This window comes from Pectobacterium brasiliense (assembly GCF_016950255.1).
In the GTDB taxonomy this organism is placed as follows: Bacteria; Pseudomonadota; Gammaproteobacteria; order Enterobacterales; family Enterobacteriaceae; genus Pectobacterium; species Pectobacterium brasiliense.
Window position 1 is genome coordinate 1,152,971 of record NZ_JACGFN010000001.1, and the last position, 12,914, is coordinate 1,165,884.

General features: G+C 43.2%; 11 protein-coding genes. 3 read left to right on the top strand and 8 right to left on the bottom strand.

What is annotated here, in order from left to right:
• Window positions 1-283: 283 nt before the first annotated feature.
• From H4F65_RS05170 to H4F65_RS05205, 8 genes are all read right to left on the bottom strand, one after another.
• Window positions 284-1,033: a class I SAM-dependent methyltransferase gene (locus tag H4F65_RS05170; RefSeq protein ID WP_010279658.1), complete on the bottom strand. Its 750-nt coding sequence runs from the start codon at window positions 1,031-1,033 to the stop codon at window positions 284-286.
• Window positions 1,030-1,482, bottom strand: coding sequence for a GNAT family N-acetyltransferase (locus tag H4F65_RS05175; RefSeq protein WP_010279655.1), 453 nt, complete (start codon window positions 1,480-1,482; stop codon window positions 1,030-1,032). The genes H4F65_RS05170 and H4F65_RS05175 overlap by 4 nt, the downstream gene beginning before the upstream one ends.
• Window positions 1,470-2,438 (bottom strand): glycoside hydrolase family protein, encoded by a 969-nt coding sequence (locus tag H4F65_RS05180; protein ID WP_010279653.1) that lies wholly within the window; start codon window positions 2,436-2,438, stop codon window positions 1,470-1,472. The genes H4F65_RS05175 and H4F65_RS05180 overlap by 13 nt, the downstream gene beginning before the upstream one ends.
• Window positions 2,438-3,397: a glycoside hydrolase family protein gene (locus H4F65_RS05185; RefSeq protein ID WP_010279651.1), complete on the bottom strand. Its 960-nt coding sequence runs from the start codon at window positions 3,395-3,397 to the stop codon at window positions 2,438-2,440. Before H4F65_RS05185 ends, H4F65_RS05180 begins: the two co-directional genes overlap by 1 nt.
• A 2-nt stretch (window positions 3,398-3,399) precedes the next feature.
• Entirely contained in the window at window positions 3,400-4,101 is a 702-nt protein-coding gene (locus H4F65_RS05190) for a WbqC family protein (RefSeq protein WP_010279650.1), read from the bottom strand.
• A gap of 119 nt (window positions 4,102-4,220) precedes the next feature.
• Window positions 4,221-5,333, bottom strand: coding sequence for a DegT/DnrJ/EryC1/StrS family aminotransferase (locus H4F65_RS05195; protein ID WP_010279649.1), 1,113 nt, complete (start codon window positions 5,331-5,333; stop codon window positions 4,221-4,223).
• 315 nt (window positions 5,334-5,648) lie between these two features.
• Window positions 5,649-9,068: an O-linked N-acetylglucosamine transferase family protein gene (locus H4F65_RS05200; protein ID WP_039319757.1), complete on the bottom strand. Its 3,420-nt coding sequence runs from the start codon at window positions 9,066-9,068 to the stop codon at window positions 5,649-5,651.
• Between the two features lie 225 nt (window positions 9,069-9,293).
• On the bottom strand, window positions 9,294-10,166 hold the full coding sequence (locus H4F65_RS05205) for a flagellin N-terminal helical domain-containing protein (RefSeq protein ID WP_010279647.1): 873 nt from the start codon (window positions 10,164-10,166) through the stop codon (window positions 9,294-9,296).
• 268 nt (window positions 10,167-10,434) lie between these two features.
• Here H4F65_RS05205 and fliD point away from each other — a divergent pair, with 268 nt between their 5' ends.
• The 3 genes from fliD to fliT are packed head-to-tail and all read left to right on the top strand — an operon-like array spanning window position 10,435 to window position 12,680.
• Window positions 10,435-11,859 carry a flagellar filament capping protein FliD gene (gene fliD / locus H4F65_RS05210; RefSeq protein WP_010279642.1) on the top strand — a complete coding sequence of 475 codons (1,425 nt, stop codon included), beginning with the start codon at window positions 10,435-10,437 and terminating at the stop codon, window positions 11,857-11,859.
• Between the two features lie 30 nt (window positions 11,860-11,889).
• On the top strand, window positions 11,890-12,300 hold the full coding sequence (fliS, locus tag H4F65_RS05215; protein WP_010279640.1) for a flagellar export chaperone FliS: 411 nt from the start codon (window positions 11,890-11,892) through the stop codon (window positions 12,298-12,300).
• Window positions 12,300-12,680, top strand: a complete 381-nt coding sequence (gene fliT / locus H4F65_RS05220; RefSeq protein WP_010279637.1) for a flagella biosynthesis regulatory protein FliT — start codon at window positions 12,300-12,302, stop codon at window positions 12,678-12,680. The genes fliS and fliT overlap by 1 nt, the downstream gene beginning before the upstream one ends.
• Window positions 12,681-12,914 lie beyond the last annotated feature (234 nt).

Consider the following 12,914-nt stretch of genomic DNA (forward strand, 5'->3'; position numbering starts at 1 on the left):
GCTGTTTTATGGAAAGGCAGATCAAACCGGGGATCGTTGCAGATAATTGTCTGACAACAGAATGCGGCCATTTTATATATTACAGATGCTTGGCAAGGCCGAGCACACTAAAAATAATGTCGCTACAGTTAAACTGCATCCGTGATATCGATGAATACAATGACATTACAGATGTTATATCGGATGGCATGCAGTGAAAAAATTCAAATAAAATGTGATCTGGCAAATGGCTATAAAAGCCAGCAGCAACTGCCAGATCAGATCTAAATCAATGCGAATAATATTATTGATTTATTCCTTTCTCGCAGAGTAAAAATATACTTGCGCAAAGGTCAGGGTATTGTTGACCAAGCTGGTAGCAACCGTCCAAATATTCTTTTGATAAAATATCCGTTTGCAATATTTGATCCCATTGAAAATTAGCCAGCGCTTTAAAGAAAATACCTGAACGATATGTAACATTTAACCCCGCACGACTCGCATCACGTTCCAGCGTATCTAATGCATACGTACAGCGATGCCCGTGAGCAAATTCAGCTTCAGTCACCGCCGAATTATGGGAAATAATGCCCATTTTTACTGCTATCTGACGGGAAGCTGCATTAGCATTAGGACAAACGAGGAATAAACGCCCACCCTCGGCTAACCATTCGTCGTTAATACGCTTAAGTAGAGCAACGGGATCGTCAATATGTTCAAGCACATGCGTCAGAATAATATTGTCATAACGGCGAGGCAATTGAACATCTTCAAAACGTGAGTGGATATAGGTAATTCCGTCTTTTAACCGGCCTTGAGCATGTGAAATAGCCTCTGCAGAAGCTTCAACGCATGTGATATCGTTGAAATGTTCCTGTAGTCGTGAAGTGAAATCACCTTTGAAGCTCCCCAACTCCAGTAAATTTCCTGGCCGAAAGAAAGGGGTAAATGCACGTACCATAAAAGGATGCATTACATCAAAGTCGAAATTATAGGCGTATTTATGGTCTGCTGCATCCTTAATTTCCTGATCATAATTTCTGCTGGCTGTCATATTTTCTTCTCACAATGTCGGATCATCTTTAGGATATTGCCGATAATTTCTGACTGAATAAAGGCGTGTTTTAGATAAAAGCTTCTGGCAACCTGATTACTTTCTTCAACTTCCAAACGTATTTCTATCGCGCCCAGATCTTGCATTTTCGTTATACACTGTTCCAACAGAATGCCACCAGAACCTACGCCCTGAGCTTCTGCTAATACCGAAACATTAGTAATAAATGCAATCCTTGTTTGCGCATTAAAATATGCAGCGACAAGGCCGACTAAACGTTCGTCTCTCCACCCTTCAATGCAGTATGCAAGGCGAGCGATTTTATCTGCATAGGCCGCTATTTCAACCCTGCTCTCCAGCGCACGGACAAATACATCATCACAGGCACGCAGATGTGATGCGATCTCCTCAGCGGTGGCGCTATTCTGACGTATAATCATTCGCTGCATGCGGTCAACTCAGCCAAACCGAAACCTTCTTTTCCGAATGCGTTGCCGTTATAGAGCAAATAAACCTTCTCATTGCATTGGAAAAGGTGAGGATAACATTGCATTTCACTATCCCACTCGCCTGATTCCGAAATGGCAGGCACCTGAGTATCATCTCTATGCCATGTAATAAGATCATTTGACCAGGCATAACCAAGACGATATCCACGCCCGGCACCTAAGCGGAAATCGAAGCACTCGCGATAACAAAAAATCATGTGATAGCGATTGCCCACTTTGATCACCGTAGGCAGCGCCTGGCATTCATCATCACCGAGCCGATCGGCAATAATAGGCTTACTCTCTCGTACCCAGTCGATGCCATCATCAGAAACAGCATGTGCAATTTTATAAATACGGTCTGGTGGAGAATCAGACTGTTGCTTTTTCCAACCCACACCGTAGATGTACCACATATGGAAGCGCCCTTCGATATGCAGAACAAAAGCGTCCCCGACCAAGTAAGGTTCGTGCAAAGAGGCTGACATTACAGGGCCAGTCGCATGTCGTTGAAACGTATTACCGCCATCACGGCTAATTGCCAAACCTATCGAAGTATCAACAGAAACAGAGACCCGGCGATTCCACCCTGTCGTCCAAGCCATCACCACATCATTGTGGCGCAAGACGTTAAAGGGGAAGATACCATGTTCATCAAACGTGCCTAATTCAGCGTGGGCAATGACAGGTGCCGGGCTGACTTTAAGGATTTCCTGCAGATTTTTATCCATATCTACATAGGCAACTCGGCTGATAAATTTATCATTTTTCTCATCTATTTCGCGAGTAGAAAAATAGATACGAACAAAGTCATCATATACTAAGGCCTGAGGGGATTGGGCATACCCTGCCCCACCAATCAAAGGTGGATGCGCCTGAGGTGAATAGATGAGCCCATGTTTACGCCATGTCAGCATTAGCGCAATTCTCCTTCTAACTGTGCCAAACCAAAACCATAGCGCCCAACTTGATCGCCTAAATATGCCATATAGACTTTGCCATCAAGCTCAAACACATGGGGATAGCTGATCATTTCCGAGTCCCATCCTGTTTCAGACACGTCAACTCCTGCCTTTTCATCATCACGGTGCCAGTCAATAAGATCGGAGCTCCATGCGTATCCAATACGGTACCCATGCTTTTTCCCTCGATAATGTTCGCTATAGCGGTAGCAAAAAAACATATGGTACTTACAGTTCGCATAAAACACATCCGGACTCGCCTGCGCTTCATCCTCTTCAATTCGACTGCTTATTAAATCTTTATTTAACTTCCGCCAATTTATGCCATCGCTCGATACCGCCATGCGGATTTTATAAACAGGCTCTGCGCGACCATCAACGAGTTTCCATCTACGACCGGCAATGTAGAATAGCTGCCATTCACCATTAAAGCGGCGAACTTTTGGCCCACTCATAACAAAGGGTTCTTCAGGGGAATAGCTAATAATTGGCCCTGGTCCAGCTTTGCGGAATACGTCCCCATCATCACTAGTAGCCATACCAATAGCAACATTGAAAGGTACTGATTCACATCGGGTCCATCCAGCATAATATGCGCGAAAAATATTTTCATCGCGAACGACGGACACGGGATAGGTACCAAATTCGTCAAACTCACCTGATTGCCCCAGCGGTAAAATAGGGTTTTCAGAAACACGTAATACTTTGAATAGGTTATTGCGATCTAGATCAACCCAGGCTGAATAACTAACATACATACCCTGTTCATCAGCAGGTGGGCGACAAGAGAAATAAACACGAACAAAATCATCAAAAACAAGCGTTGCAGGTGCTTGTGCAAATTCTTTAAGCCAAAGGCGATCATTAACATCTTGTGGGGTAAAGACCTTGCCTAGCTTTTTCCACTTAAACATACTTATATCAACTCATATTCATTAGTAATAAGGTGAAATACCTCATCACTGGAATTAAACATCATGACATCAATGATTGATAACCAAGCCACAAAAGGTTCATCAAATTGTTTATAAATAATATTATTTGGCTGGATAAAATTCAGAGTCATTCCGTGCAAAGAAAAGGCCTCTTGGGAGTACAGAGAAATACCACCTGGTGGATTGCTATACGATTTCGCACCAAGGGCATTCCCGAAGGCAAGAACTTTGTCTTGAGATTTTAGTGAGTGGTCGATGTTAATAGAAGATGATACTTTTATATCACATGTTAAACCAAGATATCCCTTAATACTCTCCAAGGAATATAATATATAATTAAACAAATTATCATCCCGATAATTTATTATGCTTTCCAGCAATGGGAAAACATTTTTAAAGTAAGGTGCGCGCCGATAAGCCCCACGAATCTTGTTGATTAAATCATCTCTATTAAATGTCTCTGATAACACTCTATCTTTAACATCTAAAAAATCAGAATCTTTCTTCAATGGTAAGCTAAATGTACTATCCTTCCCATTTAATAAAATGCGATTTCGATTTATCCATCCCTTTTTAGTATATTTTATATTATCGTAAACCACAAAAACGTCTACTTCGGCCATCAACTGAAAATAGCCAATGTAAGGGAAGAAATAAGGTTGCATTACCGCATATTTTATCAACGCTATCTCCTGATAAAACTAAAATACTAACTAATATAAATTTCGCATTGTAAATTAAAAATTATATTTTACTGAAAATAATAACTCACTCTATTACTTTCTTCGACCTAAAATACTTTTCAGTTTACACAGTCAGAAATACACCTAACAACATCCAATATACTTTCATCTGACAAATCAGGGTAGATTGGAAGACAGAGGACATTGTCGGCTATATGAGATGCTGTGGGTAGCCCACCTTCTTTAGCTGAGTCTAACCCTCGATACATAGGGAATGTGCTAATCAGAGGATAAAAGTATCGACGAGCATATATATTATTTTCCCTCAGGATATCGTAAACCTCGTCCCTTTTCTTCGGGAAAGTATCAGAGAAGAAAATAGGGAAATAGGCATAATTCCAGGTCACATCATCAGGAATACTCAACACCTTAATTCCTGATATATTTTTCAAAAGATCACAATATCTTGAATAGATATTTTTACGCTGATTTAATGCTGAATCAATATGTTTTAATTGAAGCAATCCAAATGCGGCCTGAACCTCATTCATTTTTGCATTAATGCCAGGAGCCACAACTGTCACTTCATCAACAAAGCCAAAGTTCTTAAGATAATCAATTCTTTTTTTCGTTTTTTCATCTTGAGAAATAATCGCACCACCTTCAATAGTGCTAAAAACTTTCGTTGCATGAAAGCTGAGGATAGAAAGATCCCCATGATTTAGTATGCTGACATCATCCTTTTTAACACCAAAAGCATGAGCCGCATCATAGATCACTTTTAAACCATATATATCAGCAATATTTTGAATTCGGTCAACATCCGCAGGCAAGCCATAACAATGCACGGGTAAAATGGCAGATGTTGCTGGCGTAATAGCCTGTTCTAATTTCGAGGGATCAAGATTGCATGTCACGGGATCGATATCAACAAATACTGGTTTTAATCCATTCCATAGTAATGTATGCGATGTCGCTACAAACGAGTAAGGTGTAGTAATTACCTCACCGGTGATACGTAACGCCTGCAAAGCAGTGAGTAATGCCAGCGTACCATTAGAAAACAAACTAAGATACGGAACGCCCAGATACTCAGCCAAAGCTTGCTCTAAACGCTGATGGAAGGCGCCATTATTCGTCAGCCACTTATTTTCCCATATTTCTTCAAGATAAGGAGTAAATTCATCCAAAGACGGTAATAACGGGCTTGTTACATACACTGGTTTTTTCATTTCACCATCTTCCGCTTATAGATTATTCGCAATCAACGCTACCGCCCTTGACTCGCAGCTACCAAAGCGCTGAAACTTCACCCATATTAATGATATAAAAAGAAAATGTTCAGGTTTGGCTTAGTGCTCCTGACAAAAATAACAATGCTACATTCTCTTTCTATAATATCGCAGCCGACTTCCACTTATTCGGCAGTACGTTTGAACATCAACTTTTAGAGATAATGGCATAAACATAAATGCCATTATCTTATCCATTTACCAATCAACCTGGTGACATTCATCCGTGACAAACTATCACTTACATGACATCAGTTAGTGACCTATCGAATAGCTTTTAGGCGGCTCACCAGCACAGTAGGCTTTCCATACCGTTCTTAACGCCTGTTGAAAATACGTTGAAGACGTTACGTCTGCAGTATCGATGTCATGCTCCATTTTCTTGCGTAAACTATGGCGAATTTGATTCAGTTCATCCAACCGGTTATTCCAGGAAATGGCCTTGTCGATATAGTCTGCTTCTGAATCTGCAATAAACTCATTCAAACCAGCCTGACCAAGGTTGACCACCCCTTGGCGAGCAGCATAGGTTTCACCGGCCAGCGTCAGAGTCGGCACGCCCATCCACAAAGCGTAGTTCGTCGTGGTTCCCCCTGTATAGGGGAACGTATCCAACAACACATCGATTTCCTGGTGCATAGCGAGATAATTCATTATGTTGACGCGTTCACGGAAAATTAGCTGCTCGGGCTGAACGCCCTGTGCCTCTAGCTTTTTACGTATATGTTCCCTTGTCTGCATGCTAGGCAACGCACCAATGATCATCTTGCTCGTTGGCAACTGAACGAGGATCTTTCCCCATGCCGATAATACGGTATCGTTAATCTTCGTCGGCCTGTTAAAGCTAGCGAAAGTGAGATAACCGTTTGTCAGTGCGGGAAGATCGTTGACCTCAGGACCATTGACCACGGGCTCAAACTGTCGGTCAAATAGCACGTACAGTAATTTTTCAGTAAATTGATGGGCTAAAACCTCTGGGTATGGGGCATGGTTCATAACCAGATAGTAATCCATCGCCTTTAATCCAGTCGTTCCCGGATAACCAATCCAGCTAATTTGGATCGGTGCAGGCTTCATAGCAAACATTGATAAACGGTTGTCGCCAGTATGGCCGGAAAGATCGAAAAGAATATCTATCTCATCCCGTTTAATTAACTCGAATAATTCAGTATCGCTGCTACTCGCTACGTTACGCCATGCCGCTGAACTTTTTTCCAGCATGCGAGTGACATCATCATAATGATGTGATGTGGAATAGGCATAGAGGGAAAAATGCTGATGATCGATGTCATTCCATACAGGCGATAAGAATTTGCTGACTGGGTGTGAATATAAATCGCCAGACACAAAGCCAACGCGCAACACTCTATCGGGATCTTTATTTTGCAGATAATGCACTGGAGCAAGTGCGCCATTCCGTTTTTCTACTACTTCACCATATAACAAGTGTTCAGCAAAAATCTCTGAAGCAGGAATCTTAGCATTATGCAGTAAAGCGAACAGAAGATTGCTGTATAAACTTAAATCTTCAGGAGCATTAGCAACAGCCTTGCGATAGTACTCAATTGCACTTTCGACATCAGATTTTTTATCCAACACCATCGCCATTGCATTTAATACCGCCGCATCGTTAGGTAGAAGTTTTATTGCTTTTTCTATGCATACTTCTGCACCGGCCATATTTTCAAATTTTAAATAAACGAGCGCCACCACATTCCAGGCAACAGCAACATTTCCATCGCAGCGAATAATCCTGTAGGCCAGGTTAATTGCTTCCCAGTAATGATATGTATTATGCAATAGACTGGCCAACTCGCTGTAGACCAACCATGCATTGCTATGCATAGAAATGACTTTTGCTAACGAGAAAATTGCCGCATCTTTATCGCCAGTAACGAAGTTGATTCTTTCTAGCGTGATCCAATTTTGCAGATTATTCGGTTGTTTTACCGTCAACTCTTCAGCCAGAGCGCGCGCTTCATCGTATTTCTGTTTCTGTAATAAATCATATAATTGACGCTTAACTTTCGCATCAATAGGATCGTTAACGAATTCTTTTCTACTTTTCTCAACTTTTATGACATCACTAGCCTTGAATAACCCCCCACCGCTCGCATTACTGGAATACATAATCAGCGGGCTTACATTGTGGATAACCTCGTTAACATCCTTGGCTAGTTCCATACGTTTTTGGAAATAACGCTGCCATGCCAACGCACTTCCAATCATCAAACCTTTATGGTGCAATTCATCTAACAGCGCTAATGAGCCCTCTTCCGGCTCATCCAGTAAGCCCATTGGAATTTTCAGCCCCTGAGCCGCTAATGGCAGCGTGAAAGACTCATACCAATAGTTAAATGCAGGATAAATATCCCCACAGTTCGGTAATACTCGCAGTGCGCTGAATTCACTTTTACGATAAGCACATTCACCGACGCAGAAATGAATGCTCGACATTCCCTGCTTTAATAAAGCATAAAGAGATTCACGCACATTGTTTTCATGTTCTTGCTCATCGTTTTCTCTTTCAGGAAAATGCGTATTGAATATCAGTTGCTTAAAGGAAACACTCGCTGGCCACGCATTACCTAAGACATCCAGAATTTGCTGTGTCAGTTCGTGATCGGTCGATATCTGTATACCGGTATTGGTAACATACGAATTAGACGCCAGCCCTTTATTCAGCATTACACGGCGGAAACTACCGGCCCAAGACAATTTATCCAGTCGCGAGACATCAATTTCCGATTCCAGCTTTTCCGCGCGTTCAGCAGCGACCAGCAGACTAAATCGACGTTTGCGCCCGACGTTAAAATCTAGATACTGCTGTTTTAATATCTTATTGCCAGCTGGACAGATTGTGCGCAGTAAGTTATCTACCTGCTCACCATAGTGAGAGGCTATCTCAGTGTGAGGCTCAATTTCGCCAACATAAGCCAAGCCTTCTTGCGTAATCTGCGCATTAAAGTCGAGCAGATAGCAGGGTTGATTCAGGCCTTGTAAATAGTTGAGCGCGAGTGACACATCTCCCAGTTGTTCAGCTTCTTCAACCAGGGTCGCAATAGCGGTTCTCTGAGGATTACCTGCTGACATACCCAGCGCTAAGTAACTCAACATGGCTCTGGCGCTGGCTTGCTGTTGTTCCGGTGTTTCTGCCAGGCTGGCATGCAGATTTAAGGCATCCTGCAGGATTTCTTCTGTTTTCCCACCTGGATAAGTCGAATAGGAAAAACACACCACGCCTTTTGCACTTAAGTGGCGTTGACAATATGCCAGCAACATCGAGCGTGCTTCGCCGCTGATCAGTCCAAAAACACCATTAACAATAATATAATCAAATTTGCCAAGATCGCTGTCCAAAAGCGATGCCAAATCCATTGCCTGAAGTTGCAGGTTGGTTAGCCCATACTGCTGTACCCACATCTGCCCTTGGGCAATTTTTTCCTCGTCAAGATCGATACCAATAGCCTGTGCCTGCGGATATGCAGTGGCAAATGGCAGCAGATTCGCGCCACTCATGCATCCCAGTTCCAGTACTCGCGCCCTGTCAGGGTCCGCTGCCACAATGCCATGCAAGTATGCCACGGCTTGCAAATGCGTCGGTGAGGTATAAGGCAAAGGACAACGATCAGCCGCGCTCATTGTTGGATGGCTGGCAGCAGTATCTAAAGTCATCAGAAGGGAAAACCTTTCATGAGAGGAAAAATGAATTACTACTATCGTATCAACTATTAAGATACGCAATCTTATAAATAGAGGGAAATATTAGGCGTATAACATACGTTAGGGAGAGGTAGTACGGTTTCACAACAGCATTAACGCACAGAACGTTTGCCATAAAAAAACCAGTCCCGGAGGACTGGCTTATGATATAAGTTACAGCGTTTGTCTGGCTGGGGATTAACGCAGCAGAGACAGAACAGTCTGTGGAACCTGGTTTGCCTGGGACAGTACAGAAGTACCAGCCTGCTGCAGAATCTGGCTACGGCTCATGTTTGATACTTCAGTTGCGTAGTCAGCGTCTTCAATACGGCTACGAGCAGAAGACAGGTTGTTGATAGAGTTGTTCAGGTTAGTAATGGTAGATTCGAAACGGTTCTGAATCGCACCCAGGTTACTACGTGCAGCATCAACAGCTGACAGAGCAGTATCCAGAGAAGTGATCAGAGCCTGAGCTGCTGAGTTAGCAGAACTACCGGTAGCAACAGCGCCCAGAGAAGTGATTTTAGCTGCAACATCACTCATTGAACCAGTACCGCCAGTGGTGGCGTTGATCAGTGCGGTGCTGTCGATGGTAATAGTTTCAGTTGCACCAGTGTTAGCGCCAACCTGAATGATGATGCCAGCACTTGCAGAACCGTCCAGCAGTTTAGTACCGTTGAAAGAAGCGCTCTGAGCAACACGGTTAACTTCGTTAATGCGCTGAGTCATTTCCTTGACGATAGAGTCACGGTCAGTTTTACCGTTAGGATCGTTCGCTGCTTGCGTTGCCAGTTCACGGATACGTTGCAAGTTGTTGTTGATTTCGTTCAGGTTGCCTTCAGCAGTCTGAGTCAGGGAAATACCATCGTTGGCATTACGTGCTGCCTGAGTCATACCTTTAACCTGAGCGGTCATACGGTTAGCGATCGCTTGACCAGCTGCGTCATCTTTCGCGCTGTTGATACGCAGACCAGAAGACAGACGCTCAATAGCGGTACCCAGAGCAGACTGAGATTTGTTCAAGTTGTTCTGAGTAGTCAGAGACATGATGTTAGTATTAATTACTGCCATGATAGCGTTCCTTAATCAGTGGTTATCGGTTTCGGGTTAGACCCACGGGTTCATCCCCGTCGCTAACATTTATCGGAACGCTTTCCAGAAGCTTTAACTTTTTTTTTAGCCTAAATTCATTTTTATTGTTTAGAAGGCAATTCTGATAGCCCCTCTTCTACAACATTAACTAGCAATAAAGATGACTATTCTTTACTGCTAAACTTATTTTCTATCCTGCCGATAATGGCTTCATAGCTCATCGAACTCTGAATAAAAGGATTCTATCATGGCAAGCGTTTCTTCATTAGGTGTAGGTTCAGGTCTGGGTTTAAACGAATTGCTCACGCAGCTTAGAACCGCTGAAAATCAAAGGCTTGTACCAATAACAACTCAGCAATCCAGCTTCAAGTCACAGCTAAGCGGCATCAGTGCCCTCAAAGGCGCCCTTGATAAACTTAAAACAGCGAATGATGCTTTAGCCATCTCTGAATCTTTCGGCATCGTTAAGGGTTCGATTGATGGTATCACATCAACCAAAGTCACCAGCACGAACAAAGCGTTTACGACAACCACTGATAGTAAAGCCGTTGCCGGCACCTTCAGTATTGAAGTGAAACAATTGGCGCAAGCACATTCCATAACGTCAACAGCCAAAACCAGTGCAACAGAGCCCTTAAGTGCAACAGATACAAAACTCGTTATTGCTCAGGATAATGGTAAATTCACCAAAGTGGGTGATGACTACTTAAAATATCTGGAAATAGATATTAAAGCGGGTGAAACCTCATTAAACGATGTTCGCGACGCGATCAACAAAGTTAATGGCACCGTGACGGCGAGCGTCGTCAAAGCGAAGGATAATGAGTACTACCTGATGCTAACCGCAAAGAACAGCGGTACTGAGAGTAAAATCTCCATCGGGGGGGACGACACAAACGTCTTTAATGGCGCGCCAACAGAAAAGGTAGCAGCCAAAAACGCGCAAATCACGGCGAATGGTATTGATATAGAAAGACAAAGTAATTCTATTTCTGATGCTTTTGAAGGTGTAACGATCAATCTTCTTGCCCAAACTGAGGCAACCAAACCGGAAACCCTGACGATTGAGCAGGATATCACCGGAATGAAGGATACGATCAAAGCCTGGGTTGATGCTTACAATGCGCTGCAAGATACCATCGCAGCTCAAACAAAGTACACTGCGGTTGAGGCGGGCGAATCCCAATTAAGTAGCAATGGTGCGTTGCTGGGAGATTCTACTGTTCGTGGTATCCAGAATAAACTCAAGGCGCAGCTCACAACGGTACAAAGTGACAGCGATGAATTCCGTATTCTGGCAGATCTTGGTATTACACAAAACTTCAAAACCGGGAAGTTGGAAATCAGTGATACCAAGTTAGACAAAGCGTTGAAAGAAGAACCCGGCAAGGTTCGAGCGTTTTTTGTTGGTGATAACGACAAAACCGGATTTGCGACCCAAACACGTACATACCTGAAAGAAATCCTCGATACGAGTGAGGGTCTAATCAAAACCAAGGAAGATGGTATTAATAGTACGCTGAAAAAGTTGGATTCTCGGGCAACTCTCGTCAAAAATGGCATAGAAGATACCATTGCCCGTTATCAAAAACAGTTTGTTGAACTGGATAAAGCCATGAGTGAAATGAATAGCACCATGGGCCGTTTAACGAGCATGTTCTCTAAACTCTAAATTTTCGCTGAAAGAAAGATAGGTAACGTGATGTACAACATGAAAGGCAGCCAAGCCTATGCTCAAGTAGGCCTCGAAAGCAGTGTGATGAGCGCAAGCCCTCACCAGCTTATCGTCATGCTGTTTGATGGCGCGCGCAGTGCGATGGTGCGCGCGCGCATCCTCATGGAGCAAGGCGACATCCAGGGTAAAGGTATGGCGTTATCTAAAGCAATCAACATTATCAATAACGGACTAAAAACCGGATTGGATATGGAAGGAGGGGGCGAACTTGTTGAAAACCTGTCTGCCCTTTACGACTACATGTCTCAACGTTTGTTGATTGCCAATTTACATAACGATGCAAAAGCGATAGAGGAAGTCGAAGCATTGTTGGAAAATATCGCTGATGCCTGGCGGCAAATCGGCCCTAATTACAAACCAGAGCAGGAAGTACGCTAATGGCCTCCCCCCATCGGCTTCTAAAAGATTACCAACAGCTTTTGTCTCTGAGTCAAAAAATTCTTCATTTGGCCGTCAGCGGCCAGTGGGATACGTTGGTTGAGCAAGAGATTGTTTATGTTCAGTCTGTTGAAGGCTTGGTTAACACGCCAATTCCTGACGAAATTGACAGCGTGATGCGTTTGCATCTGCGACAAATTTTGCAGGAAGTGATGGATAATGAAGCGAAAGTAAAACAACTTCTGCAGAAGCGGATGGACGAGTTAAGTTCGTTAATGGGGCAATCACTGAAGCAAAAGTCAATTAATACGACTTATAGCGAATTTGCAGGGCAGCGACTGCTACCAGGTGAACCCGCTCCAGGTGAACCAAGCTCATAATTTCATATTCGTTATGTATACGCGCCCTATCTTCACTTGATACGGGCGCGTTTTTTTACCCACAAACGATGCTTTTACTCTACATGCTCAGACTATTGGCATAACGAAATCAGTACGCGTTAAGCATTTAAAGATTAGAGAACGTGAAGACAGGGAATAGACACAGGTGGGAAGTCGGTACAAATAAAGATTGTGCGTAATTCCATTGCATTAGCAGTGAGATTACGCACAATG